Source organism: Bernardetia sp., assembly GCF_020630935.1.
Lineage (GTDB): Bacteria > Bacteroidota > Bacteroidia > Cytophagales > Bernardetiaceae > Bernardetia.
On record NZ_JAHDIG010000032.1, the window covers coordinates 7,502 to 33,763 of the forward strand.

At 33.0% G+C, this 26,262-nt stretch carries 22 protein-coding genes; 10 read left to right on the top strand and 12 right to left on the bottom strand.

Features of this window, described 5'->3' with window-relative positions; translation table 11 throughout:
• Positions 1–974 (bottom strand): Crp/Fnr family transcriptional regulator (locus tag QZ659_RS10430; protein ID WP_291725753.1); only part of this gene is annotated, 974 nt, incomplete at its 3' end.
• A gap of 275 nt (positions 975–1,249) precedes the next feature.
• Between QZ659_RS10430 and QZ659_RS10435 the strand changes: the two genes are divergently transcribed.
• The 6 genes from QZ659_RS10435 to QZ659_RS10460 all read left to right on the top strand — a co-directional run bounded on the left by QZ659_RS10435 (position 1,250) and on the right by QZ659_RS10460 (position 5,515).
• A complete protein-coding gene (locus QZ659_RS10435; RefSeq protein ID WP_291725754.1) occupies positions 1,250–1,585 on the top strand; it encodes an STAS domain-containing protein in 336 nt (111 codons plus the stop codon).
• Between the two features lie 74 nt (positions 1,586–1,659).
• Positions 1,660–2,076, top strand: coding sequence for an ATP-binding protein (locus tag QZ659_RS10440; RefSeq protein WP_291725755.1), 417 nt, complete (start codon positions 1,660–1,662; stop codon positions 2,074–2,076).
• Positions 2,077–2,211: 135 nt separating this feature from the next.
• The gene (gene cysQ, locus QZ659_RS10445; protein WP_291725756.1) at positions 2,212–3,042 is read left to right on the top strand and encodes a 3'(2'),5'-bisphosphate nucleotidase CysQ; all 831 of its coding nucleotides are present in this window, start codon (positions 2,212–2,214) and stop codon (positions 3,040–3,042) included.
• 488 nt (positions 3,043–3,530) lie between these two features.
• Positions 3,531–3,944, top strand: a complete 414-nt coding sequence (locus QZ659_RS10450) for a hypothetical protein (RefSeq protein WP_291725757.1) — start codon at positions 3,531–3,533, stop codon at positions 3,942–3,944.
• 182 nt (positions 3,945–4,126) lie between these two features.
• Positions 4,127–4,687, top strand: a complete 561-nt coding sequence (gene hpt, locus QZ659_RS10455; RefSeq protein ID WP_291725758.1) for a hypoxanthine phosphoribosyltransferase — start codon at positions 4,127–4,129, stop codon at positions 4,685–4,687.
• A 159-nt stretch (positions 4,688–4,846) separates the two neighbouring features.
• A complete protein-coding gene (locus tag QZ659_RS10460) occupies positions 4,847–5,515 on the top strand; it encodes a helix-turn-helix domain-containing protein (protein WP_291725759.1) in 669 nt (222 codons plus the stop codon).
• Between the two features lie 50 nt (positions 5,516–5,565).
• On the opposite strand, the gene QZ659_RS10465 is transcribed toward QZ659_RS10460, so the two are convergent.
• Positions 5,566–7,782 (bottom strand): tetratricopeptide repeat protein, encoded by a 2,217-nt coding sequence (locus QZ659_RS10465; RefSeq protein WP_291725760.1) that lies wholly within the window; start codon positions 7,780–7,782, stop codon positions 5,566–5,568.
• 368 nt (positions 7,783–8,150) lie between these two features.
• On the opposite strand from QZ659_RS10465, the gene QZ659_RS10470 reads away from it, so the two are divergent.
• The gene (locus tag QZ659_RS10470; RefSeq protein ID WP_291725761.1) at positions 8,151–9,494 is read left to right on the top strand and encodes a metallophosphoesterase; all 1,344 of its coding nucleotides are present in this window, start codon (positions 8,151–8,153) and stop codon (positions 9,492–9,494) included.
• Between the two features lie 193 nt (positions 9,495–9,687).
• Here the strand turns inward: QZ659_RS10470 and QZ659_RS10475 are convergent, their stop codons facing one another.
• From QZ659_RS10475 to QZ659_RS10490, 4 genes are all read right to left on the bottom strand, one after another.
• Positions 9,688–10,023, bottom strand: coding sequence for a hypothetical protein (locus QZ659_RS10475; protein WP_291725762.1), 336 nt, complete (start codon positions 10,021–10,023; stop codon positions 9,688–9,690).
• A gap of 116 nt (positions 10,024–10,139) precedes the next feature.
• The gene (locus QZ659_RS10480) at positions 10,140–11,327 is read right to left on the bottom strand and encodes a TerC/Alx family metal homeostasis membrane protein (protein WP_412728041.1); all 1,188 of its coding nucleotides are present in this window, start codon (positions 11,325–11,327) and stop codon (positions 10,140–10,142) included.
• 290 nt (positions 11,328–11,617) lie between these two features.
• Positions 11,618–13,156: a Na+/H+ antiporter NhaC gene (gene nhaC, locus QZ659_RS10485; RefSeq protein WP_291725763.1), complete on the bottom strand. Its 1,539-nt coding sequence runs from the start codon at positions 13,154–13,156 to the stop codon at positions 11,618–11,620.
• 51 nt (positions 13,157–13,207) lie between these two features.
• Positions 13,208–14,647 (bottom strand): hypothetical protein, encoded by a 1,440-nt coding sequence (locus QZ659_RS10490; RefSeq protein ID WP_291725764.1) that lies wholly within the window; start codon positions 14,645–14,647, stop codon positions 13,208–13,210.
• Between the two features lie 300 nt (positions 14,648–14,947).
• Between QZ659_RS10490 and QZ659_RS10495 the strand changes: the two genes are divergently transcribed.
• Positions 14,948–16,237 (top strand): OmpA family protein, encoded by a 1,290-nt coding sequence (locus QZ659_RS10495; protein ID WP_291725765.1) that lies wholly within the window; start codon positions 14,948–14,950, stop codon positions 16,235–16,237.
• A gap of 346 nt (positions 16,238–16,583) precedes the next feature.
• Positions 16,584–17,960, top strand: coding sequence for a sodium:proton antiporter NhaD (gene nhaD / locus QZ659_RS10500; RefSeq protein WP_291725766.1), 1,377 nt, complete (start codon positions 16,584–16,586; stop codon positions 17,958–17,960).
• A 628-nt stretch (positions 17,961–18,588) separates the two neighbouring features.
• On the opposite strand, the gene QZ659_RS10505 is transcribed toward nhaD, so the two are convergent.
• From QZ659_RS10505 to QZ659_RS10530, 6 genes are all read right to left on the bottom strand, one after another.
• Entirely contained in the window at positions 18,589–19,938 is a 1,350-nt protein-coding gene (locus QZ659_RS10505; RefSeq protein WP_291725767.1) for a UDP-glucose dehydrogenase family protein, read from the bottom strand.
• Between the two features lie 275 nt (positions 19,939–20,213).
• Positions 20,214–21,707 carry a GH3 auxin-responsive promoter family protein gene (locus QZ659_RS10510; RefSeq protein ID WP_291725768.1) on the bottom strand — a complete coding sequence of 498 codons (1,494 nt, stop codon included), beginning with the start codon at positions 21,705–21,707 and terminating at the stop codon, positions 20,214–20,216.
• A gap of 97 nt (positions 21,708–21,804) precedes the next feature.
• Positions 21,805–22,380: a YqgE/AlgH family protein gene (locus tag QZ659_RS10515; protein WP_291725769.1), complete on the bottom strand. Its 576-nt coding sequence runs from the start codon at positions 22,378–22,380 to the stop codon at positions 21,805–21,807.
• Between the two features lie 179 nt (positions 22,381–22,559).
• Positions 22,560–24,320: an ABC transporter substrate-binding protein gene (locus QZ659_RS10520; protein ID WP_291725770.1), complete on the bottom strand. Its 1,761-nt coding sequence runs from the start codon at positions 24,318–24,320 to the stop codon at positions 22,560–22,562.
• Between the two features lie 59 nt (positions 24,321–24,379).
• Complete coding sequence (gene coaD, locus QZ659_RS10525; RefSeq protein ID WP_291725771.1) at positions 24,380–24,871, bottom strand: pantetheine-phosphate adenylyltransferase; 492 nt, start codon at positions 24,869–24,871, stop codon at positions 24,380–24,382.
• A gap of 34 nt (positions 24,872–24,905) precedes the next feature.
• The gene (locus QZ659_RS10530) at positions 24,906–25,640 is read right to left on the bottom strand and encodes an RluA family pseudouridine synthase (RefSeq protein WP_291725787.1); all 735 of its coding nucleotides are present in this window, start codon (positions 25,638–25,640) and stop codon (positions 24,906–24,908) included.
• A 148-nt stretch (positions 25,641–25,788) separates the two neighbouring features.
• Here QZ659_RS10530 and QZ659_RS10535 point away from each other — a divergent pair, with 148 nt between their 5' ends.
• Positions 25,789–26,262, top strand: a complete 474-nt coding sequence (locus QZ659_RS10535) for a DUF4442 domain-containing protein (protein WP_291725772.1) — start codon at positions 25,789–25,791, stop codon at positions 26,260–26,262.

Sequence of the window (26,262 nt, forward strand, 5' to 3'; positions counted from 1 at the left end):
TCTGTTGTATCTGTTCCCTTGTCCATGTGTGTGTAGGATTTGATAGACTGCACTAAATGTCCTATTCTTTCAGAAGCATCTTTAATTTCTTGAACAGTATTTTCAGTAATCAGATTATTACAAATCCAATTCAAGACTGGACTGAGATGCGTTTCTGAAACAATTTCTTCTACCTTTTCCAAATCGCTCGCTGAAAAATTATATTCTACAAAAGTAGGGGCAATATCAAAGGCATTTTTTACGTCTCGGTCTTCCATGTAATCTAAAAGTTCATCTTCTAAGTTACTTTTTTGAAGAATAGATTTTTTTGTTTTATTAGAGGTATTTTTATCTCTACATTGATGTGAATTTATTTTTTCAAATAAAAAATCATTAAGTTTATCTACCTGTTGAGGATTTACTTTTATAGAAATAACATCTTTAAACTGCTCAGGTGTATTTTTTAAATGTTTTTGTAGAGCATCTGCACTTCTGACAACTGCCGAAGCAGGGTTGTTAAGCTCGTGAGCAAGTCCAGCTGAAAGTTTTCCTAAAGAAATCATTTTTTCAGTCATTTGCTGGTTTTTTGTAAACTCCCTTACTCGTGTTGTCATTCTTCTGACGAGGGCTTCTGTAAGTTCGTAATTTTCTTTAATTAGAGTTTTGAATTTATCTTTATCAAAACACAAAAGTTTTGTAGGTTCTAATGCAATACCGTACCCAGATGATTTTGTCATACGTGAGAAGGGAAGCTGACCTGTAATTTCATGAGGTTCGTAGATAGCAAGCTGACGCATTTGTCCATTTTGAGCGATATAGAGGCGAATTTTGCCACACAAAATAATGTGCATACAGTCAATTTCTTGTTCTGGTTGAAATAAAAATTCTCCCTCTGCCAAGTCTTGACAGTCTGATTCATCTAAAAGCCACTGTAATTGACTTTCAGGAACTTCTTGAAAATATGGATTTTCTTTTAAGTATTCTAAGTTGCTCATTGGTTTTCTTTGTTTATAATACAATAAAGTATTACCAATTTATAAATTTTCACGTACTTGGCACTTGGAAAATTTATTTTTTCTAAAAACTTGAAAACTCTCATTAAGAATGGTAAATTTGTCCATTCAAAATAAAAGCATATAAAAGACACAGATAAAGCATTTTTTATGTTGATTTTATCAATATTTTAGCTAGTCGTGTTAAACTAAAAGTGTTTTTATTTATTATTTATTACTGATAGTAAACCTATTGCAATTATTTTTCGTAAGATATAATGGAAGTCAAATTTACCGAAGAAGGCAGAAACTATATAATTAGTATTGATGGAGATTTAGATGCTTCTTCTTCAATCAAACTAGATAAAGTGCTTGCTAAAGCCATTGGAGAAAATCGTAATCCAATTTTAGTGGACTGTACACAATTAGACTATATTTCCTCACCTGGAATTGGAGTTTTTACCTCTCACTTGCAAGAGTGTGAGGCTAGAAATATTAGTTTAGTATTGTATGGTATGAACGATAAAGTACTTAAAGTTTTTAGAATCTTGGGTTTAGATGAAATCATTCCAATTACTAAAACAAAAGAGGAAGCCAAAAGTAGAGCAAAGTAACATCCAAGTAAAAAATATTAGTGTATGTAGAATATTTTATAATAGATACTTACTAGCGATATAATAAATAATAAATGATTCACAGCATTCGAATTTCTTGTCTGAAAAACAACCTAAGCAGAGTTCGTAACTTTGTAGAAGGGGCATTAAAGCAACATTCTATCTCGCCAATCGACATAAATTTAATGGTTTTGGCAGTAGATGAACTTTGTGCCAACCTTATTATTCATTCGCACAAATGTAATCCTAAGGAAGATATAGAGGTAAGCGTGAGCAGAAAAGACAATCAGTTTGTATTTGAAATAAAAGATGAGAGCGCACCAAGTTTTGATTTGCTTTCTTATAAAGAACCAGATATGAAACAAATTATTGCAGAAAAGCGAAGTGGAGGAATCGGACTCATATTGGTAAAGAAAATAATGGATGAGATTCAATATGAAAGAAATGGTTCTGCCAATATTTGTAGAGTTTCTAAAAGATTGGCTACATAAATAATATAGATTTATTTTACTCACTGTTATTTATTTGAATAATAGCACTGTAAAAAGCAACTTTTTTCAAGTTGCTTTTTTTATTTCTCAATACATCAAATAATTTTTTAGTTTTAATTTCTCATTATCCAACTTATGATAAAAACAGCCATTATAGCAGCCGTAAAAGCGGGACAAAGAATTAAAGAAATCTACGACAAATTTGATAATGAAAAAGATACAGATTATACTAAAGACACAATCGTAACCTATAAGTCTGATAATTCGCCCCTCACGCTTGCAGACAAGGAAGCAAACAAAATCATAGAAAAACATTTGAAACCTCTTGGGTTACCTATTTTGTCGGAGGAAGGAAAAATTATTCCTTATGCTGAACGTAAAAATTGGGGGAAATTTTGGCTCATAGACCCACTAGATGGAACAAGAGAGTTTGTCAAACGCAATGGAAATTTTACGGTAAATATTGCCCTTATGGAAAATAATATGCCTGTGGTAGGAGTAATTTATGTTCCCGTTTCTGGTGTTTTGTATGTGGGAGAAATTGGCAAAAATTCATACAAGCAGACTCTAAATATGAAAAATGAAGTGGAAAATGAATTAGATGTAGCCGAAAAAACTCTAATAGAGGTAAGCCAAAGAAAAAATCAAGATGGTATTATTGCTTTCAAGAGCCGTTCACACTCCAATGCAAAAGACAATAATTATTTAGATAGATTTAATGTCAAGGAGATTCGTAAGAAGGGAAGTTCTGTTAAGTTTTGCTTATTAGCTGAAGGAGTTGCTGATTTGTATTATCGTAATGGAACAACGATGGAATGGGATTCGGCAGCAGGAGAAGCAATTCTAAAAGCTGCTGGAGGCAAAATAATAAATGCAGAAACAAACACGCCACTAAAATACAATAAAGAAAATTTAGAAAACCCTTCTTTTTGTGCGATGAATGCTCTCATCTATGAAGACTTTTGATAGTAACAAAAAAAAATACAAAAATCTAATTTTTTAAAGTGTTTAATTTTTTCTTAAAAGAAGTAAACATTTTTGTGTTTTTTAAGGTAATATACTGTAAAGTATTTGCTCTCTTGGACAGGTATAAGCTAATAAATAAAAAATATTGTAGAATTTGTAGGGGTAAGTACAAAAAAAATCGTCTTTACTTTATAATGGAAAGTGAAAAAAATAAAATTTTTTGTTAAAATTTGTAAGTTTTTTGGAAGAAATGCTACTTATTTTATGAAAAAACATTCGTAAATTGCAGCTTCAAGGAAAATATAACAACCTTTTGCTTAATTTTTTCACTTTTTTCTCTAATTTTTTTGAAGAAGATGCAACGTTTGTTAAAAAAAACTGTCTATATAAATAGATACTTGTAACAGAACTTAATTTTTAAGTTTTGAACAGAGCTATGAAAGCTGTATCAAGTTATAAATTAGGACTCTTACTTAATTAGTATAATTATGAAAATTAAAATATGTATTCTTTTTTTGCTCGTCTTTGCAGCGATTGGACAAACTATATTTCTCAATATAGATGCCAAAAGTAATTTTTTTGATGAGCAAAAACTAGAAAATAGCCATACAACATTGGATAAAATGTCTGAAGAAAATGCAGTACAATCTCCAGAAGTAGTTGTAACTATTCGTCAGCACGAGACACAAAATGATGAAAATTTTATGAATGTAGGCTTAGATGCAAATGCCGATGATGAAAGCTTGGAAGTTTCTACTTCATCAAAAACAAAGAAACCTTGTAGTCAAACAACAAAAAAGGAACGTCTGATGTGTCAGAAAGCAAAGGAAGCTGAAGAACAAAAACGTGTAATGGGTAGTAACTTTATGAAAAATAGTACTATCCAAACGCCAATGCCTTAATAAATAACACATTAGCTTTAAGCTTTTTTGTTTTATACGCATACAAAAATTTTATAGTATATGGTACTTACTTTTATTTAGTAGCCGAACATTTTTAAAGTGTTCGGTTTTTTCTTTTAAAAAATAAAAAACTATACTGTTATACTATTAAACAATGCACAAATTTTGTAGTTTTATAGTATATGAAACCCTCAAAAAATCGCTTACAGATTCAAGACAAATACTTTGTACCCTATTTGTCGGAGCAAGAAATGCAACAGCGTGTACAAGAGTTAGGAAAGCAAATTGCAACTGATTATTCAGATAAGAAACCGTTATTGTTATGTATTCTGAACGGTTCGTTTGTTTTTGCTGCCGATTTAGTCCGAACTATGGATACTGTTTGTCAAGTTTCCTTTCTAAAATACTCTTCTTATGTAAAAGATAAATCTTCTGAAGAGGCTAAGGATTTATTAGGCATTAAAGGCTTAAATGAAGAATTGAAAGACAGACATTTGATAGTGGTAGAAGATATTGTCGATACAGGAACGACAATGAATAAACTATTAAAGGAACTTGATACCCATCACCCTGCTAGTATAGAAATAGCTACTTGTCTTTTTAAACCTGATGCTCTCAAATTTGATATTTCTCCAAAATATGTCGCTTTTTCTATTCCAAATCACTTTGTTATTGGTTATGGATTAGATTATGACAATTATGGAAGACATTTGTCTGGCATCTATATTGTCGACGAAGATTGAAAGAAATTAATACAATCTGAAGGAACTATAAGAGTTTCTTTTTCCTTTTATTTTTTAGTGAATAATACGCTGAGAAGGCGATTTGATATAGTTGTATTATTCTATTGTCCACATTATTCTATTGTCCACACTAAAATATGAGTTGCTATGGTATATACTATGAGATATAAAGACCTTAAAAATTTGGTTGCAGAAGGTGAGGGACTGCATATAGAGTTCAAACGAAAAGTATATTATCCTCAAAAAATATTACGTGAAGTAGTAGCTTTTGTCAATACAGAGGGAGGAAAACTGTGTATTGGTGTATCAGATAATGGCGAAATTCCTGGTTTAAAATATCCTGATGAGGCAATTTATATGATGGAAAAGGCAATGGAAGATTTTTGTAAGCCTCTCGTAACTTACGATATTTATAGAGTACACGTTCCTTACACAAATGGATGTGAGGTAGTTGTTTTTGATTTCAAGCCACATCCAAAACGTCCTGTTTATTTACTTTATAAGAAAAATACACGAGTGGGCAAGGCGTATGTCAGAATTGCAGACAAGAGCGCACAAGCAAGTAAAGAAATGCGTAAAATCATAAAGGCTAGAGCTAATGAAAAAGATGTTTTGTTGCAGTATGGACAGCACGAAAGAACTCTTTTACAATATTTAGGTTCTCACAAACACATCAATTTGGAAGAATATGCTGATTTGGTAAATATATCCCAAGATGAAGCCTCTGCCATTTTGGTTAATCTTACTGTGGCAAATATTATAGAGGTTAAGCCACAAGAAGGAGGATACGATTTTTTTGTACATGGAAGAACTGGCTTTAAGGCATAAAAACAAAAAAGGTAGTGATAAGAACATTTATCCTACCTTTTTTACTTCACTTATTTTTCATTTAGTGCTGAAACAGAATCTGCCTGCTTTATGTAAGATTGTTTTTTCTCTTCGTTCTTTTCTATATCATAAAGCCTAGCGATAGTTCTATATAATTTCTCTGATTTTGGAAAATATATAATTGCACCCTCAAGAGTATAAATAGCTTTACTTACCTTGCCTTGTTGCTCATATAATCTACTTAGTTTTAGATAAGCGTCTAGGTTTCTTTTATTTTTGCTAACAGCTTTCAAATATAAATCAATGGCATCTTTTGTTTTGTTAGTCGTAGAATCATTTTGACTTTGTTCTACATAAATGTTTGCCATTCTGTAATAGGCATCACCCACCACATTATTGTAATCTGAATCTTTGAAGGAAACAACTAAACCATAAGCTGCCGTAGCCGAATCGGGTTCTTCTAAAAATTCATACGTTTTTCCTAGATACAAAAATGCTTCTGGATTCATATCTATGATTCCCCATTTTTTGAAACACTCTACTGCTTGGTGATAATCTCCATTAGCTAAACACATCTTTCCGTATTCTTCTTGCGTAACAATAGATTCTGGGTTTATCTGAATAGCTCGTTTATAATAACGACCAGCTTTATCTTCTTGTCCTAAGTCAGTGTAAACTGTTCCCAAAAGAGCAATCGCATCAGCATAACTTGGATAAATTGTAACAGCTTTTCTAAGTTGGTCGGCTGCTTTTTCCAAATATCTAGCTTTCTGTCTGAAAGAAACTGTACTATCTGCTTCAATAATATAACTTCTTCCTAACATGTAACGAAGACGAACACTATTTGGAGAATTGTGTATGTCAGCTTTCATGAGGGTTAGGTCATTTTTCCATGCTTCGTTTCTTATTACTGTCTTAATACTGTATAAGACCATTACAAGAGAAGTTCCTAAGAAAGTATAGGTATAAACCCATCTTGCAGCTCTTTTTCTATTAGAAACCAACCAACCAAATAAATCATATAACCCAAAAGCTGTTGCAATACAGAAAGCTAAAGAAGGCAAGTAGAGAAGTCTTTCTGAAATTATAGTACCAGGGGAGAGGAATACAAACTCGTTAGGATTGATTAAAAATTCTGTAATGTAGATAAAAAGTAAATAACCAATGAAATAAAAATAAGCAAAAGTATAAATACCTTTTTTCTTAATATTAGCTACTGAAATAATGCCAGCTCCAACTATTGCTAAAAAAGTCATTACTATGCGTACATCTGTCCATTCTTTGAGTGTAATCTGATTGAAAGAATAATCATGAGAAAGATTGATAGGCGCAATCAAGAGTTCTATATATTTTGCAAAGGCAAAAATAAGAGTGCTTATTTTTTGAGATAGGTCAGCATAAACAAAAGGATTGTTCAAGACACTGTGCATCAAATGAACTTGATTTATATCTTTTGTGAAAAATTCCCTTAGTTGCCAGTAGGCGAGTGCTGTTAGTAAGACAGGAATAGCTAAGACAAAAATATCTACTTTACGGAGTGGAATAAAGTAATATAGAATGAGTGGCAAAATAAACAAAAATGAGATTGCTGTCTCTTCTGTCAAGAGTGCTAAGAAAAATGAAATAGCTACCAAAGGAAGATATACAAAACGAATAGCACCTCTTGCATACGCCGTACGAAGAAGTAAATAAGTCATCAAGAGTAGCCAAAAAAATGAAAGAAGTTCGTTGCGTCCTTTTATACTTGCTACAATTTCAGTATGTACAGGGTGAGCTATAAAGATAAGCGTAGCTACAAAAGCTAGAATCTTGCGAGGTCGTTCTTCTAAATAACCAGAAAAAATACGATTCAAGACTGAAAGCAAAAGCATCCCTGTAAGTGCATATAGAAGTACATTTATAATATGACTAATATTAGGGCTTTCTCCGAATAGTGTATATTCAATAGCAAAAGTCAGTAGGGTAACAGGCTGGTAGTGTTCGTTGGCTGGAATAAATTTGGATTGGCTATCCTTTGCATCTGCATAGCTATCTTGCTTAAAGATATTCATTATTCCATCTACTCCCAATCCTTTGTGGGCTACATCGCTTTGAGAAAGCAAACGAGAACCTTCAGTAGCATATTCGTGTGTAAATGTATTAGCATAGAGTCCAATAGCAAACACTACTAAAAAAATACGCTGAAAAAGAAGGCTAGAAAGCCATTCTCTGCCCAAATAACGAGTAAATTTTTGAAGAGATAGAAGAAAGGTAGAGCGTTGTTTCATTAAAAAGAAGATTATGCTATTAAAGGTCGCTATCTATGCTGTAAAAGTCTTTCTAACTATAATTTGTTTTAAGACCTTGCCTAAATAGCTTTAAAAATAGTAGATAGATACTTATTTTCCTAAAGTAAATCTGAATTAATTAACTGTATAAATCTTTATTGCTACTGTTTTTAATTGGTATGAAGTTAAATAGTGTTTAATTATTAGCAAATAGTGTTTTAAAACTAACCAAACAAAGTTCAATTCGTTTACCAAAAAGAATTTATCAATCGGCTTTTCTAGTTTACTCGTCGAAATAAATTAAAGCTTTATACTTTGACTTCTCTAAAAGTAATCTCTCAACTTATTTTCCTACTTTTCCATTTCTTATGAACCGACAGTTATTCTCCTTAGTTTTTGTTTGCATACTTCTTTTGTTAGATGTATATATTTTTCAACTTATCAAAACCCTAACACTTTCTTCAACAGAAACTACTCGCAGAACTATACATTTTATCTACTGGGGAATAAATTTTCTCACGCTTGGAGGTATTATTTTCTATAATTTTTTCCCAGCCGACCAAATTCCTTATACATTCAGACAGTTTTTACTCACTTGGGCATTTATGCTCTATTTTTCTAAATTGTTTGGTGCATTGGTGCTTCTTTTAGATGATTTTATTCGTCTTTGTATTTGGATTTATCAAAAAATAACGCCTAATGAAGTTTCTCAAGTTGTAGAAAATGGAAAACAAACTTTAGAAGAAATAGAAGATGATACAAATAAAATTCCTCGTTTGGAGTTCTTGATGAAAGCAGGCGTAGTAGCAATGGCAACACCACTCGTTACGATGAGTTGGGGAATTGTTTCTGGAGCGCATGACTATACAGTCAGAAAAAAAACACTTGTTTTGCCTAATCTACCCAAAGCATTTGATGGAATCAAGATAGTGCAGATTTCGGATGTACATTCTGGAAGTTTTTTTAATAAAAAAGCCGTAGAAGGTGGCGTAGATTTGATTTTGAAGCAAAAACCAGATGTAATCTTATTTACTGGCGACTTAGTAAATAATATGGCAAAGGAAATGAAAGACTATCAAGATATTTTTAGTAAGCTCAAAGCTCCAATGGGAGTGTATTCTACATTAGGAAACCACGATTATGGAGACTATGTACGTTGGGAGTCAGTAGCAGCCAAGCGAAAAAATTTGGAAGACCTCAAGCAAACTCACGGAAGAATGGGCTGGAAACTTCTTATGAACGAACATCATTTTTTAGAAACGAATAATGAAAAAATAGCACTTATCGGAATAGAAAATTGGGGCGCAAAAGGAAATTTTGCTCGTCATGGAGATTTAGAAAAAGCCTATCAAGGTTCGCAAGATGCGCCAGTAAAAATATTGCTCTCGCACGACCCTAGTCATTGGGATGCACAAGTAAATGGTTCAAAGGCGCATCTTTATAAAGAGTATTACGATAAAATGAATATTCAAAAAAGAGCCTTCAAAGATATTGATTTGATGTTGGCAGGACACACACACGGAATGCAATTTGGCGTAGATACAGAGGTTTTTAGATGGAGTCCTGTAAAGTATATGTATGAGCAGTGGGCAGATTTATACAAGCATGAAAATCAGTATTTATATGTCAATCGTGGTTTTGGCTACATTGGCTACCCAGGTAGAATTGGAATTTTGCCTGAAATTACAGTTTTGGAACTCAAATCTGCATAAATGAGAGAGAAATAATAAAACCATAATTCAGAGATAGAATTATGGTTTTATTGTTCTACAAAAAAAGCAAATTTATAAAGTTTGCTTTTTTTTCGGTCTGCTCTACGAGGCTGACCTTATTATCATCTGTTAGGTCAGCCCGATAGGGCAGCACCGATACATTTTTAGGTGTAATTGAGTTTTTATTTTGGTATTAGTTAGAGTGATTGTCTCCCCCTAGGCTGTAATAATTGTTTTCTTCGTCTTCCGAACCAATGCTCTCTTGTCTATCATCCAGTTCAGAACCAGGAACATCGATGGTTTCGCCTTCAAAATTAGACTGTGCATTATGAGGTGGTGTTTCTTGATAAAATTCGTTGCTACTATTTGGAGTAGGAATATGTTTATCTACAACCAAATCATTTTCATTATCGATAGGAGCTACTTTTTTTCCTTTGTTGTAAATATCCTCCTTTGGGTCGTAATCAAATTTATCCTTAAAGTATTCTTGTGAGTTAGATGAATTTCTTTCTTTATTTTCGGTCTTCATAATAATAAAAGTTTTAGATTAAAAAATGAGAGATTCCGAATCTCCTTTCATCTAATAAACACTAAAAACGATATGAATGTTGAAAATAATTTGAAAAATAAGTTGTAAAGCCTATTCTAGCCTACATTTTTAATGTCTCCTTTATCCTCTTTTTGGGGAAGCACTGGTTCTTTTTGAGGGAATAGTACAGAAGCCAAAATACTTAGAGCTAGAATCCCTAAAATAATAAAAATAGAGTGCTGATTGGTAAAACCGAGCGTTTTGAGCCAACTGCCTGCCAGCATTTTCAAACCGATATAAGTTAGTAAGAATGCCAAGCCAAGTTTGAGATAATGGAAAAGGTGCATAATGTTCGAAAGGAAAAAGAACATAGAACGCAAGCCTAAAATGGCAAAAATATTTGAGAAAAATACCACATAAGGGTCTTGTGTAACAGCAAAAATAGCTGGAATAGAATCGACAGCAAAAATCAAATCTGTAAATTCAATTACCAATACGACAATGAAAAGAGGAGTTACTGCCCAAACAATTCTTTTATTTCGCACTCTATTTTTATTGGCTATTATTTTTTTATTGGAAATGCTTTTTGTGAGGAGTGTATCTTCATACGTAGGCAACGGAATAAAAAAATGAGAACCTACATAACGTGGATAAACATTGAAAACTTTAGAAGCCCACTTTACAACAAAATTATCATCTTTATCAATTTCTTCTTCCTCTTCTCCTTTTACAAACTCATAAAACATTTTGCCTCCTGTAAAAATCAAAAATATTCCGAAAATATATAATACCCAGTGAGCGTGTTCGATAATAGTTGCGCCAAGGAAAATAAAGAGAAAACGCATTATGATAGCTCCCAAAATCCCCCAAAAAAGTACTTTTTTATAATATTTTTCAGCTACTCCAAAGGAGCTAAAAATCAAGATAATGACAAAAATATTATCTACCGAAAGCGAATATTCTAGTAAGTAGCCTGTAATGAAGTCTAAAGACATTCGGTCTCTATAATTCTGAACACTTTGTGCAAAGTCTCCTTCTACCAAAATAGCAGCTCTGTCTTCTTCTGGAATATATTTTTGCACTACTGCTACTACATCTTCATAGTTTTCTATGCCGTGTACTAGGTCGCCATAAAAATCTAAGAACACCCAAAAACCAAGTGCCAAACATACCCAAAAAATACTCCAAATAGTAGCTTCTTTAAACGAAATGATATGATTTTCTTTCGAAAAAACACCCAAATCAACCAAAAGAATAAGGACTATAAAGACAGTGAAGACACCAAAAAATATATATTCGTTCATAAAAATTGCTGACTACAAACACCTGTGTAAGAAAGGTGTGCTTATATGTATTGAATAGGCTTTTTTTGTAAATATTGTTTTCTACAATGCGTATTCGTTATTTTAATTTAATAGATTTTGATGGATAGTACGTTGCTAAACGGAAATTCAACTAGACGTGAAATTGTATAGTTTTAGAATACTTTTAACAAAGAAAGTCAAAAAATGTGATAATTCTATGTATAATTTTGAAAAAATACCAAAACTAGAGTTTTTGAATGGCTATATGAAAATTTGAAGTTGAGTTAAACTTATTTTTTTTCTATAGTTTCGCCTGTTTTGGGGTCTATCTTCCTAATCTGTATTCCTACATAGCCAAATATAATACTCATAAATGGACTAATAATATTGAAAAAACAGTAAGGAGCATAATCTAAGGTGGCTACTTTCAAAACTCCTGCTTGTGTTGCACCACACGTATTCCAAGGAATCAACACTGAAGTAACTGTTCCAGAATCTTCAAGTGTTCGGCTTAGGTTTTCTGGGGCAAGTCCTTTTTTACGAAACGCATTAGCATACATTTTTCCTGGTACAACGACAGCCAAATACTGGTCTGAAGCAGTAAGGTTAAAAACTACACAAGTACCCACAGTAGCTGCAATCATTGAGCCTGTGGAGTGCGCCAAAGAAATAACAGCATTACTAATACGAGCCAACATTCCTGCCGAATCCATTACTCCTCCAAAAATCATGGCACATAAAATTAGCCAAATTGTGTTCAGCATTCCACTCATTCCACTACTAGAAAGTAATCCGTTTACTGTTTCACTATCTGTAACAAGACTTACATCTCCAAACATTGCCATCATAACAGCCGTATAACCTCCAAAGTTTTCTAAGGCAAAAAGTCGCATATTTCTGTATGTTGTTTCAGGCTCTTTGCTCAAAGCTTCTAAGATAGGAGCAACGTTGGCTACTTGCTCTACAACTTCGGGTTGAAAAATAAGGGCAAATATGCCTCCTAAAAGACTTCCAATCAAAAGTGAAGGCAAAGCAGGAACTTTACGAACAATCAAAGCAATTACAATAACAGGCACTAAAAAAAGAAGTGGACTTACATTGAACTTCCCTTCAATCGCAGCTAAAATTTCATTGATGTTATCAGAAGAAGCCGTATTATCGCTTGTTAATCCAATAATTAGAAATAAAATGAGCGTAATTGTAAAAGATGGAACAGTTGTATAAAGCATATAGCGAATATGCGTAAAGAGGTCTGTTCCAGCCATAGCAGGTGCAAGGTTAGTAGTATCAGAGAGAGGAGACATTTTATCTCCAAAATAAGCTCCTGAAATAATTGCTCCAGCAACCAAACCTTCGCTAAAACCAAGTGCAGCACCGATGCCTAAAAGGGCAATTCCTACAGTGGCTATCGTCGACCAAGAACTTCCTGTTCCCAAAGAAACTAAAGCACAAACAATACAAGAGGCAACTAAAAAAAATGTAGGTGTCAGAACTTGCAAGCCATAATAAATAAGAGCTGGAACAATTCCACTAAGCATCCATGTTCCTGCCAATGCTCCAATCATTAGCAAAATCAGAACGGCTGACATAGCCGAATTAATGCTATCTAAAACGCCATCCATGACTTGATTCCAAGTCATTTTAAGATACCAAGCAATCAGTCCTGCTACTGCACCAGCCAAAAGTAAAGCCACTTGGTTTGCACCTCCAGTAGCATTGTCTCCAAAAATCAGAACGTTTAAAACCAATAAAACGACAAGAGATAAAATAGGAATAAGCGATTGAAAAAGTGTAGGAGTAGGTGTGTTTGTTTCAGAAGGAGTGGACATTTATTAGTTATGAATGGTGAATGTTAGGTAATTTAGATGTACAATACATCATTATTTTTGAAGCAAATTAATAAAAAATTCATCTAAACGCATAATAATCCCAAAAATAAAAAAGGGTAAGAAACCAACCTTGTACCTAATAATAGCTCCAACATTGGGCGCAGAAAGAGCTAAAAGTGTTGCCATTCCAAGGCAAAAAATAATTCCTAAACACCACAAAACAATTAAAGTATTAGGTTTTGATTTTGGAGAAAATAAAAACCGAATCTGATAGGCTAACTTCTTGATAGAAATAGTTTGTATGAGTAAAAATAAGATAACCCAGTTTTCAATGGCAGAAGCCAATTTGTAATAGTTGAAATCAGATGTGCCAAAGGAAGAAAAGTCTATTGCTAAAGGAAAAAATAGTCCTGCCAAGAGTGCTTTTGGACTTTGTTCAAAGAGTTGAAAAAGACTAGGGTAATTTTTGTAAGCTCGGTGTCCATACTGGTCTTGAAAATAATTTTGATGAAGAGGCTCAAAATCGTAATCATATACAAAATATATTTGACTATCAAAGTCAGATTTGGATAGGATATTTTGTTGATTGATAAAAATAGCTTCTGAAATGCGTGAAAGCCATAAATTAGGATGAAGATTGGAAGCTAAACCAACAATACAAACAAAGCTGCCTAAAAATACAAGTAACTGAAAGCGAATACTTTTTTTGAAAAAATAAACAGTAAAAAAACTGACTCCAAAGGCGATAAGAAGAGGAACAAGTAGAGCAAAATAATAGTATTTGAGCAAAAAAAGACAAACACATAAAATTAGAAATGAAATTGATTTTATAACAATTCCTGTAAAGGATGATTTTTTGCTTTTTGTATCTTCATACTCTTTGAAGTATTCCAAGATATCTAAAAAGAAAGCTATTAGTAATCCCATAATGAACCACATAAAACTCTCTTTCATCAGAGAAGATGACCAAAAAGCAACGGAAGGACTAAAGAAAAATCCAATGTAGAGAGCAAGTTTGATTTGTCTTGCTTTATTTTTTGAGTTACTCTCTTGAATAAACCAATTTGCCAAACGGTTTGCACATGCCCAAAGCCCAATAAAGGCTATAAAAGAACTGTAAAGGCTAGTCAAATACATATTTTGTGCTGCTAAAAGATTCAGAAGACTCAAATAACGTACAAAGAAAAATGCTCTTTCGCCTTCAGTAGCAAAAACATACTTCCAAGCAGGATTGAGCTTTCCTGTTAGTAGGAAGTTGAGATAACCTATAGTATCACTCCAAAAATAATTGCTTAGTCGGACAATATCTTGTTTGTAAAAAATAAGGTCTGGAAGAATAGCAAAACTCAAATGAAGTTGGTACAACAAAAACCCACAAAAAAGTTTGAAGCCTAAAGCGAAAAAATATGTTTTTGATAAAATCTCATTTATATTACAGTAATAATGAGTAGAAATAATTCCTAGAAAAAGCAGTGTGGATAGTAATATCATTCTATAAAACTAAACTTGTTTTTTGTAAAGACACTTTTTTTAAACATTTTTGTAAAAGTTAGAAAATACTATAACAGAATTTCTATAAAGCCTTTTCCTACAAAGCAAAATACTATTTTCTTTTTTAGCAAAAGTTTTGAAGGTGAAAATACTGCTAATGAAATTTCTAAAGTCATCAAATTCCTAAAAAAATAAAAAAGAACGTTTTTTGCTTACCATTAAAAGAAATCAGTAGAGCAACTTTATAAGTTATTTTATGTGATTTGAAAGAATATCCTACCCAAAATAAGTCCATTTTATATGAATAAAGAATTACGACTGCACCAGCTATTGAGAAAAAAAGTGTTCCTACTCACTTATGTTTGTTTTTTACTTACCTTTTCTTCATTTATATTTTCAAACAGCACTACCAATAACAACTGTTCTTATTTTTCAGAAAGTGGAAACAGAAATGCTATTTTTCCTCTAAGTTATCTTCCCAATAGTGTGAATTTTGTTCTGAATAGTCCTTCAGATGAACTTATCGACGGACGCTTTACCATAGGCTATGGAAATAAAAGTATTTTATTTGGCTATCCTTATTCTTTTTCTACCTCACATTTTGTCTTACAATCAAGTGGGAAATACGCTTCCAATAATCCAGAACTATCACAAACAAAAGCATTAAAAGGAGTTTTGGTTTCAGAAATTGATGAATATTCAAATACTATTTTTACTTCTAAGGTTATTTATACGTATGACAATTTACTCATCACACAAACCTTAGAGCCTGTGGGAGAAAATTTGGAAGATTTGGAAAATACATCGAAGGGAAATTTCTACAAAATAGAATATGAAATAGAAAATCAGTCGGATGCACCTAGAGATATAGAGTTTACACTGCTATTAGACCCTATGATAGATGCTGATGATGTTTGTAAAATGTCAGCAAATGGTTCTAATATTAAGATGGATAAAAAATTTGAGAGTGAGAATATTCCTTTTCATTTTTCATTTTATAATGGAGACTTACAAGCACAACTCATAACAAAACACCAAAAAGCTATCAGCCCAGATTTAGCTTATATTGGTCAGTGGGCATATCTGACCAGTGTTTTACAGTTAGAACAACAAGACGTAGGAAAATATACTGATGATAGTGCAATTATTTTGAGATGGAACTCACAGCCTTTGAAAAAAGGAGAATTACGCACTTTTAGAGTATTTTATGGAGTTCCGAAAGGAAAATCTGGAATCAATCTGCAACATCACAATCCTAATAAAAAATCTCAAATTACACTGTATTTTGATGCCAATGAAAGTGTTTTAAGCGATACAGAAGAAGCTCGCTTGAGAGATTTTATTGGCGCAAGGCGTTGGAAAGCAGCTTTAGTAGAAGGTTACACAGATGCTAAAGGTTCTGAAAAGCTAAATTTAGAGCTTTCTAAAGATAGAATTAGTGGCGTAAGTTATGCCTTACAGATGTTTGGAATCAAGTACGAAAAAATATTGCGAAAGTCTCACGGAGAATTTTTTGCTCGTGATGATTCTGCTGCCAGAGGAAAAGGAGAACAATCTGATAGAAAAGTAGTGGTAACAGTGTGGAGATAAATGGGAAGCATAACGAAGCACCAATTTTTATATCTTAAAAAATAAAAATCTACTTTAAATTCTAATTAACTTTAGCTTTTCTTTTTTAATTTTTCTTGTTTCCTAACTTTAGAAACTTAACTTTGCAGTAGATTTTTCCAAATCTATCTATACTATGTGTGCTTTTTTTATTTTTTTTACTTATAAAGTATGCTTTTTTGAGCATTACAAGAAATAATTAATGTTTTTAATATAATTATTTTAAATAAGAGTATAAAAATACATAAAAACAAGAAAAGGCAATATTTTTTACCTTTTCTATTCTGTATCCTTATTTTGGCTATTTTCTAATCATTTTTAAAAATCTATGTCTTACGAGATTGTCGTTATTATAATTTTTGTCTTGGGTTATCTTGCTATTGCCCTTGAACATAATATTAAAGTTGATAAAGCTGCACCTGCGCTTCTGATAGCTGTTCTTTGCTGGACAGTATATATTGTTTCAGAAGGAATACTCCCCCACGATGAGAGTATGATTCACAAAATCGTTCACGGACACGACCAAGGACTACTCACACACCTTGCCGAAACCTCACAAATTCTCTTCTTCCTGCTTTGTGCCATGACGATTGTGGAAGTAATCGATGCCCATCAAGGTTTTGAAGTCATTACAAAGCGAATCACAACAAAAGACAAAAGAAAACTTATTTGGATTATTTGTTGGGTAACCTTCTTTTTATCAGCAGCTTTAGATAACCTTGCTACTACGATTGTAATGGTTTCTATGCTTCGTAAGCTCGTAAAAGATAAAAACGATCGTCTTATTTATGTCAGTATGGTAGTTATTGCTGCCAATGCTGGAGGTGCTTGGTCGCCTATCGGAGACGTTACAACAACCATGCTTTGGATTGGTGGACAAGTAACGACTACAAATATTATCTCCAAACTAATGCTTCCTAGTATTATATGTTTGTTTGCACCTCTTACAATTATCACTTTTATGCTCAAAGGCGATTTGAAAGTCGATGAAAACTCAGCAGACTTAGATACTACTCATGGGCACGGTGGACATGCTCCAGTTAAAGTAAGAGAAACAGACAGAAACTTAGTCTTTGGAATTGGTTTAGCAGGGCTTTTATTTGTTCCTATTTTCAAAACCATTACACATTTGCCTCCTTTTATGGGAATGTCATTTAGTTTAGGTATTATTTGGCTTACTACTGAAATTCTTCATAACCGTAAGAAAGCAGAAGAAGGTGCACACGGCAAACTTTCGGTAGTTGCTATTTTGGAGCGTGTAGATGTTCCTAGTGTTTTATTTTTCTTCGGAATCTTATTAGCAGTAGGTTGTTTACAATCTATGGGAACGCTTAATAAACTAGCTGCATTTTTAGATACAACTTTCTCTGGAGATGGTGGAGTATATATTATAGGTCTTATTTTAGGATTACTTTCAGCCATCGTAGATAATGTACCGTTAGTTGCAGCAGGTATGGGAATGTACGATATTTCAACAGTAGCTGGTTCTCCTTATGCTGTGGATGGAGTATTTTGGGAGTTTATAGCTTACTGTGCAGGAACTGGAGGAAGTACGCTTATTATTGGTTCTGCTGCTGGTGTAGCTGCTATGGGAATGGAACACATCAATTTTATGTGGTATCTTAAAAAAATTGCTTGGCTTGCCCTCATCGGCTATATTGCTGGTGCTGCTGTATTTATGGCAATGCAGTTGTTCTTACACTAAGTCAAGATAAAAAATATTGTAAACAGGTAAAACGAAACGCTACAAAACCACTTTGTAGCGTTTTTTTATGCAGAGTGGTTTCAGTTATCTAAAATACCGTTTTCTTCAGTATGCTGTGATTGTATTGGGTGTACGATAAAAAATCTCTTCTTGTTTTATAGCAAAAAAATATCTTTTACATTTCGTTGCGCTGCAACTTCCAAATAAATTATGACAATCCATTCTACAAATAGGGTGTTGCGCTGCAACTTTTTCTATGTTTTTTTTACAAAAAACACATTTTTATTAGCTTTTAGCTTAAAGTAGCTGGCATTTCTGCCCTTATACAACACAAGTTGCAGAGCAACGTTCTGTTGGTAGAATAAAACAAATTGCAGAAAAAAGTAGAGTTGCAGAGCAACGAAATATTGAATGTTTTACGAGAAGTAAAATTTATCGTACACCTATTGTATTTTATTTATTTCTCTCTTTAATGTCTAAATTTTGGTATAAAAAAACACTCTATTTTTATATGAAAACAGAGTGTTTTATGAAATTTTGAGTTATTCCTTCAAGAACAATTTATAAAAATATAATTCTCAATTTTTAACCTTTAGCTCAGCGAAGCTAATTGTTTATTATTCATTTATTATGCCTCTTGAGGAATTTGTTTTTTCTCTCTTGTATCTACAACTTGTCTTCCGATGCTGTTGTAATATGTCTTCAAATCTGCCATTTGTTCTAAATCAAATACATTTCTACCATCAAAAATAACACGTTCTTTCATAATAGAAAATGTTTTTTCGAAGTTTGGTGTACGGAAAACATTCCATTCTGTAACAATGATTAAGGCATCTGCATTTTTGAGAGTATTGTACTGGTTTTCTTCAAAGGAAACTCTATCATCTCCTTCATAGATTTCAAGCACATTTTCCATTGCTTCAGGGTCAAAGGTAGAAATAGTTGCGCCAGCTTCTAAAAGCTCATCAATTATATATAGGGCTGGAGCTTCTCTGATGTCGTCTGTATTTGGTTTAAACGCAAGTCCCCACATTGCAAAGTGTTTTCCTGTCAAATCTTCGCCATAAAAAGATTTTATTTTGTCTATCATAACTACTTTTTGGCGTTCGTTTACTTTCATTACTGAATCCAAAATCTTGAAGTTATAATTGCTTTCGTTGGCAGTTCTTTCTAAAGCCTGTACGTCTTTTGGAAAACAGCTTCCTCCATAACCCACACCAGCAAACAAGAAACGCTGACCAATACGGTTGTCTGACCCCATTCCTTTACGAACAAAGTCTACATTTGCACCAACAAGCTCACAAATATTAGCAATTTCATTCATAAAACTAATACGAGTTGCGAGGTAAGAGTTGGCAGCATATTTTGTCATTTCAGCCGAACGCTCATCCATAAAAATTACTGGATTTCCTTGTCGTACATAAGGACTATACAGTTTCTCCATGAGTTTCTTTGCCTTTTCAGAAGATGTTCCCACAACAACTCTATCTGGCTTCAAGAAATCATCGACAGCTACTCCCTCTCTTAAAAATTCTGGATTAGAAACTACATCAAATTCTGTTTTTGCATTTTTAGCAATTGCAGCGTGTACTTTTTCAGCCGTTCCGACAGGAACAGTGCTTTTATCAACAATGACTTTATAATCTGTAATTATTTTTCCTAATTGCTCTGCCACACCCAATACATACGAAAGGTCAGCCGAGCCATCTTCTCCTGGAGGTGTAGGAAGAGCCAAGAATATAATTTGAGCATCTTTTACAGCTTCTTCTAAATCAGTAGTAAATAAAAGACGTTCTTGTTTGATATTTCTCTCAAACAAAACCTGTAAACCTGGTTCGTAAATCGTTAGTTTTCCAGATTTGAGGCGATTGATTTTATTCTCATCAATATCGACACACATCACTTGATTACCTGTTTCGGCAAAACAAGTTCCCGATACCAAACCTACATACCCTGTACCAATGACTGCTAACTTCATATATAAAAAATGATTTTGAAATAAATGATAATAATGAAAAAGTTGTTTAAGAATAGAGAAATAATATTTATGGTCTGCTCTAACGAGGCTGACCTAAATAAATTAAGGTCAGTACCGATAATTGTATAAAATATATTCTTAAACACCTTCGAACAATGAATAACAGGTTTGATATGTCATCAACTGGCTATTTATGTCCTTTGAAAAATATTGAAATGATTTTTCATTAAATTTTAATAAAAGCAAAGATACAAAAAGTAGATTGTATTTTAGTGTCAAACAATCTTTTCCAACTCATTAGCAATTTTTCTATCGTTCGAAAGACGAGGTACTTTATTTTGTCCTCCTAGTTTTCCAATAGATTTCATATAGGTTTGGAAACCGTCAGCAGGAAGAGAACGAACAACCAACCTTCTCAAAATAGAGCCACGTATCAAATCATCGTAATACGAATTGAGTTCTTGTAATCTATTATCTAAATCTGTGGCAAACTGTTCTATATCGTTGGGCTGATTTTCAAAGGCAATAAACCATTCGTGATAAGGCAATCCTTCTTTTGGTGTAACCTGTGGCGCAACCGTAAATTCTGTTGTTCTAGTTTCTGGATGCTTATCTAAAGCATAGCGTAAGGCTTGTTCTACCTCGCTTCCAATAACATGTTCTCCGAAGGCTGAAATAAAGTGTTTGATTCTGCCAGAGAAAATAATTTTGTATGGATTTTTACTCACAAACTGAATTGTATCTCCAATACTATATCCCCAAAGTCCTGCATTGCTATTCAGAATAAGAGCATAGTTTTTTCCTAGTTCTACTTCCGAAATGCTTAGGCGTGGAGGATTTTCGTCGTAATAATTCTCTGCTGGAACAAACTCAAAGAAAATTCCACTATTTAAAAGTAAAAGAAGAGAGTTGTCGTGTTGAGAGTTTTGATAAGCAAAAAAGCCTTCCGATGCAGGAAATGTTTCGATAGAATCTATCTTTTCTCCAATAGACTCATAGATTTTGTTTCTATACGGCTCAAAATTTACTCCTCCATAAACGAATAAAGAAAAGTTGGGGAAAATATCTTTGATATGCTTTCCTCCTGTTCGTTCTTGGAGTTTATCAAAATACATCTGTACCCAAGGTGGAATCCCAGAAATGAGCGACATATCTGAATGGATAGTTTCGTCTATGATTTTATCTAGTTTTTGCTCCCAATCTTCAATGCAGTTGGTCTGATAAGAAGGTTTTTGATTGGTTCTCAAATAAGAAGGCACATGATGATTTACGATTCCTGAAAGTCTACCAAGTGGAACACCTGCTTTTTCTTCTAAAACTGGGCTACCCGAAAGAAAAATCAGACTTTTATCTAAAAATTGGCTCTTTCCTGTCTCATTAATATAACACAAAAGCGCATCTCTAGCCGAACCTATATGATTTGGGATAGAATCCTTTGTAATGGGAATATACTTTGTCCCAGAAGTTGTTCCAGAGGTTTTGGCAAAATAAAGAGGCTTTCCTTTCCACAAAATATCTTGTTCTCCCTTTAAAATACGTTCTATGTAGGGTTTCAAACCTTCATAGTCATTGATGGAAACATTTTTTTTGAAGTCTTCATAATTTTTGATGTCTCCAAAGTTATGGTCTTTTCCAAAAGCTGTATGCTTGGCTTCTGCTACCAATTTTTGTAACCATTGATGTTGTATTTTTTCTGAATTTTGAATCCATTTTTTTTGCTGACTAACAATATAAGCAGCGAACGGACGAGAAAGAAGAGAACGAATCATAAAAAATCAATTACGAATTGGACAATTACGAATTACAAAGTAATCAGTGAAGATAATTATGAATGCATTACAGTTTGTAATCATTGATAATTTAATTTTAGTTTAGACGTGGGTCGGTAGGATAGTTGGAATAGATTTTATATTTCCCTCCCATTTCTTTCAATATCGCATTCCAAAGTTCTTGAGGTTTGTGTTCAAACATGATTTTAGGATTTACTTTTGAAATAATCCATGTATTATTTTCTAGTTCTGCTTCTAGTTGGAGTTCTGACCAACCACTATACCCTACAAAAAAACGAGCGTTTTGGTCAGTAATCTTTCCCTTTAAAGCTAAATTTTGAAGACTGTCAAAATCTCCTCCCCAAAAAATATCTTTTGAAATGATAAGAGAATCGTCAAGCTCAGAAATGGTATGTAAAAAGTGCATTGTAGTTTGCTCTACAGGACCACCCACAAAGAGTTTGTTTTCGATTTCCAATAGGTCTGTAGCCTCACTCACACTAATTTCTGTTGGGCGATTTACTATCAGACCAAAAGCTCCTTCTTTACTATGCTGACACACTAAAATAACAGTTCGGTCAAAATTTGGGTCTTCTAATAGAGGCTCTGCTAATAGAAAATAACCTGCCTGTATAGAATTATCATCATTGAACGGAGAATCAAAAAATTGCATAGAAAAGAATTGACAAGTGTTAATGGATAATTGATAATTAATTACTCACATTCAAATTATCAGCGTATTGTTCAAAAGATAAATTTATCTTAATTAACTGAAAATATGAATGATTTTAATTAAAAAAAACGATAATTCTGAATTATCAATTTTCCATTGTTAATTATTCATTAAAAAAATTAGTCTTTATAAAAATGATTTACTATTTCTAAACGGTTATTGAGAAAACGTAATAAAGGAACAAGTTGATTATCATTCGAACCAAAATAATTTTGACCTATCATTACTTTTCCATCTCTAAAACGCTCTTTTTGTAACTGATTTTGGAAATTTACACCGTATTTGTGCATTGTCTTTCCAAAAAAGTAAAGTGACTCATAACCTATATAGGCATATTCAGAAGGTAAAAGATTTGTCTTTTCTATATATTTTTTGATAAAATCATCATTTTTCAACGGACTGATATAATCTGTATAAATAAAGAACACAGACCTGTCCATAAAATCATTCATATCAATTTGTTCGAACTTTAGCCAATCTTTATCTATAAAAAGAGGAATATCTACCATAGAAGTTTTCAAAACACTAATAACAGAACCAGCTACTGCCAACTCTGAACTTGCTACAAAAATATGAGATGTGGTGTCACCTTCTGGTTTTTTAAAAGTTTGACCTTCTTTTGGTCTTTGTGGTTTAGAAGCTATTGGGCTCAAGACATTTCTAATTTTATTAAATGTAGATTTACCTGCTTCTATCTGTTCGAAAGCCATTACTTTACCTCCTCTTTCTTCTACTATTTTTTTATAGGCATTTGCCATAATTTCGTCTTTACGAGATGTGCCATAGATAATATATGCTTTGTCTGCATTGAGAGAATCAAAGGAATAATCTGCAACAGCTTTCGCCTGTGTTGTATAACTTGGTTCGAAAAGGTAAGTATTCTTTTTCCCTTCAATCAAATCTGGCGTATAAGAAAGAGGATTTACCATATTTATGTTATTCTCTTGTGCAAATTCTGAAACTATTGGAAATGTAGTTGGATATAAAGGACCAAAAAACATATCTATATTTTTCATAGCTGGAAGTTCTATCAAACTTCTAACATTAACAGCATCGTTTTCTGTATCAAAAGGAAGTAGATTTATTTTTATGCCTTCACTTTCTAAATCTTGTTGTGCTATTTTCATTCCTTCATACAAATCTAAGAAAGACTGTACTTCACGAGCCGAACTCTCATTTTTCAACTTAAAAGGCAACATCACAGCTACATTGTATTTGTCTTTTTTTATAGCTTTTTCCGTGCTTATATTGTTTGTCTTTTTTGCATAAGGAGACGTATACCCATAAGCAAATTCAATATTTTTTAGCAACTTTTGCTCTTCTTCTGAAATTTCTTGTTGCATTGCCATTTTATCAGCTAAAGCCTCTGATAAAATACGGTCTTTTGAAAATTGTTGGTACAACAGTTTTAACTCTGCAAGCGATTTTTTAGGTAAAAAGGTTGCTTTTAAATTTTGTATAGAAGCACGTATTTTAGAACCTTTAATATTTTCTAACCAAGTCATAGCTTGTAAAGATTGGTCTGATTCGAAGGCAATTACACCACCCAAATAGAGCATTTCTTGAAATTGGTCAGCTGGAAGAGTAGCACCTTTTGCTTTTTCTATCAGCTCACTAATTTTTGTATAAGCTGTTTTGAGGTCACCACCTTTATAGCTTGCCATCGAATAGAGATAACTGGCAGGGAAGAAAAATCCATTTTTTGGGTCTTCTTGCATTACCATAATTAGGCTTTGGCGAGCTGCTGAGTAATCTTTATTAGCAAGCTGTGTTTTGCCTTTCTGATAATAGCTCTGATAATCTACTTGTGCAGAAGAATAATTTGTAAGAAAAATAAATAGCAAACTAGCTATTGTATTTAAAAATAAACTAAAACGCATTAGCTAATGATTAGTGTTTAATGATAAATTATAGAAAACAGCAAAGTTTAAAAAACTGGTTACTGGTTACTGATTACTGGAAGTTGATAAGGAACAAATTTACTAACATCTTGTCCATAACGATACAATTCTCTTACGATAGAAGAACTAATAAACGTATATTGAGGCGAAGTAATCAAGAAAACGGTTTCGATATCTGAATCTACATGCTTATTGGCTTGTGAAATGGGAGTTTCGTATTCAAAATCTGTTGTATTTCTGATTCCACGAAGAATAAACCTTGCTCCATTTCGTTTGGCAAAAAGTGCTGTAAGTTCGGAATAGGTCTGAACTTCTATTCTATCTTCATCCTTAAAGGTCTCTTGTATCATCTTTTCCATTGTTTCTAGTTCAAAAAAACGCTTCTTTTGGCTATTAAATCCAATAGAAATAATGATTTTGTCAAAAAGATGAAGTCCACGTCTCACAACATCTTCATGTCCTTTTGTGAATGGGTCAAAAGAACCAGGGAAAATGGCGATACGTGGAATATGTTGTGTATTATCTTCCATAAATTAAGTTATTGTCGTATTTCAAAGTTTGAATTTACATAGAATATAAATATTCTAGCTGTTTTTCTTTGACTTTAAAATCATCTATGGTCAAAAATTCTTCCCAAAAAGGATTTTGAGGAACACCAGCCAAACAAATTAGAGGTTCTTTTTTTACTGGATGAATAAAATTTATTCTACGTGCATGAAGGTTGATATTTCCATCTTCATTGGCTTTTTTATAACCATATTTCACATCACCACGAATAGGACAACCCATAGCTGCTAACTGCACACGAATCTGATGAGGTCTGCCTGTCAGAGGGGTAACTTCTAACAGATGAAAGAGATTTAATTTTCCAATGTATCTGTATTTGAGTTCAGCACGCTGCGCTTTTCCAGTGGGTTCATCATACACTTTTACAGTATTTGTTTTAGAGTCTTTTTCAAGATAATGAACCAATTTGTCTTCTTTATTGGGTGGTCTGCGCTTCACCACAGCCCAATACACTTTATTGATTTCTCGGTTTCTAAAAAGTTTGGACATACGTTCCAATCCCTTAGACGTTTTTCCCAACACTACTACTCCACTTACAGGACGGTCTAGGCGATGCACCAAACCACAGAAAACATTTCCTGGTTTGTCGTATTTTTTTCTGATATATTCTTTTGCCAAGTCCACCAACGAATCATCACCTGTATTGTCGCCTTGAGAAAGCAAACCTGCTGCTTTATTGACGATAAGCAAATGATTGTCTTCATAAATAACTCGGAACGGTTTTTCTGTAATTGCCATTTTGATATTAAATGATTTTTAAGCTCGCACAAAAATACAGATTATTTGTTTAAGAAAATAGATAAGATTAAATTTAGAGTTGAGCTAAAGTATGAGGTAAGAAATATTTTAGAGTTCAACAATTTATTTTATTTCAGAATATATGAACAAATTAGAAAAGACTGTTCACAAATTACAAAAATATCCTACTTGGGTTTTATCTTTTGCCATTGGTAGAGTAGTGAAATTTGTAGGAACGGCTAGTTGTAGCTTTGATGTAATGACAAAAGAAAAAGTGGTAATTTCTTTAAGAAATAAGCCTAAAGTAAGAAATCATATTGGGCAAATTCACGCTGCTGCAATGGTTTTACTTGCCGAAACAGCCACAGGAATGGTTGTGGGAATGAATATTCCAGATGATAAATTACCTTTAATGAAATCTATACAATCAAAATTTGTCAAGCGTTCACAAGGAAAAATGCAAGCAGAAGCCACCCTGACAGCCGAGCAAGTCCATCAAATCAATACATTAGACAAAGGGGAAGTAACTGTACCTGTCAAAGTAACTGATGAAATAGGTCAAGAGCCTGTTATCTGTGAAATGGTTTGGGCTTGGATTCCTAAGAAGAAGAAGTAA

What these genes read in the sequence shown, in the direction of transcription:
- QZ659_RS10450 (WP_291725757.1), top strand. Translation starts at nt 3,531, where the DNA reads ATGAAAATTAAAATATGTATTCTTTTTTTGCTCGTCTTTGCAGCGATT.
- nhaD (WP_291725766.1), top strand. Translation starts at nt 16,584, where the DNA reads ATGTCTTACGAGATTGTCGTTATTATAATTTTTGTCTTGGGTTATCTT.
- nhaC (WP_291725763.1), bottom strand. Translation starts at nt 13,156, where the DNA reads ATGTCCACTCCTTCTGAAACAAACACACCTACTCCTACACTTTTTCAA.
- QZ659_RS10520 (WP_291725770.1), bottom strand. Translation starts at nt 24,320, where the DNA reads ATGCGTTTTAGTTTATTTTTAAATACAATAGCTAGTTTGCTATTTATT.
- QZ659_RS10475 (WP_291725762.1), bottom strand. Translation starts at nt 10,023, where the DNA reads ATGAAGACCGAAAATAAAGAAAGAAATTCATCTAACTCACAAGAATAC.
- coaD (WP_291725771.1), bottom strand. Translation starts at nt 24,871, where the DNA reads ATGGAAGATAATACACAACATATTCCACGTATCGCCATTTTCCCTGGT.
- QZ659_RS10505 (WP_291725767.1), bottom strand. Translation starts at nt 19,938, where the DNA reads ATGAAGTTAGCAGTCATTGGTACAGGGTATGTAGGTTTGGTATCGGGA.
- QZ659_RS10495 (WP_291725765.1), top strand. Translation starts at nt 14,948, where the DNA reads ATGAATAAAGAATTACGACTGCACCAGCTATTGAGAAAAAAAGTGTTC.
- QZ659_RS10515 (WP_291725769.1), bottom strand. Translation starts at nt 22,380, where the DNA reads ATGCAATTTTTTGATTCTCCGTTCAATGATGATAATTCTATACAGGCA.
- QZ659_RS10435 (WP_291725754.1), top strand. Translation starts at nt 1,250, where the DNA reads ATGGAAGTCAAATTTACCGAAGAAGGCAGAAACTATATAATTAGTATT.
- QZ659_RS10480 (WP_412728041.1), bottom strand. Translation starts at nt 11,327, where the DNA reads ATGAACGAATATATATTTTTTGGTGTCTTCACTGTCTTTATAGTCCTT.
- QZ659_RS10440 (WP_291725755.1), top strand. Translation starts at nt 1,660, where the DNA reads ATGATTCACAGCATTCGAATTTCTTGTCTGAAAAACAACCTAAGCAGA.
- QZ659_RS10490 (WP_291725764.1), bottom strand. Translation starts at nt 14,647, where the DNA reads ATGATATTACTATCCACACTGCTTTTTCTAGGAATTATTTCTACTCAT.
- QZ659_RS10535 (WP_291725772.1), top strand. Translation starts at nt 25,789, where the DNA reads ATGAACAAATTAGAAAAGACTGTTCACAAATTACAAAAATATCCTACT.
- QZ659_RS10470 (WP_291725761.1), top strand. Translation starts at nt 8,151, where the DNA reads ATGAACCGACAGTTATTCTCCTTAGTTTTTGTTTGCATACTTCTTTTG.
- hpt (WP_291725758.1), top strand. Translation starts at nt 4,127, where the DNA reads ATGAAACCCTCAAAAAATCGCTTACAGATTCAAGACAAATACTTTGTA.
- QZ659_RS10510 (WP_291725768.1), bottom strand. Translation starts at nt 21,707, where the DNA reads ATGATTCGTTCTCTTCTTTCTCGTCCGTTCGCTGCTTATATTGTTAGT.
- QZ659_RS10465 (WP_291725760.1), bottom strand. Translation starts at nt 7,782, where the DNA reads ATGAAACAACGCTCTACCTTTCTTCTATCTCTTCAAAAATTTACTCGT.
- cysQ (WP_291725756.1), top strand. Translation starts at nt 2,212, where the DNA reads ATGATAAAAACAGCCATTATAGCAGCCGTAAAAGCGGGACAAAGAATT.
- QZ659_RS10460 (WP_291725759.1), top strand. Translation starts at nt 4,847, where the DNA reads ATGAGATATAAAGACCTTAAAAATTTGGTTGCAGAAGGTGAGGGACTG.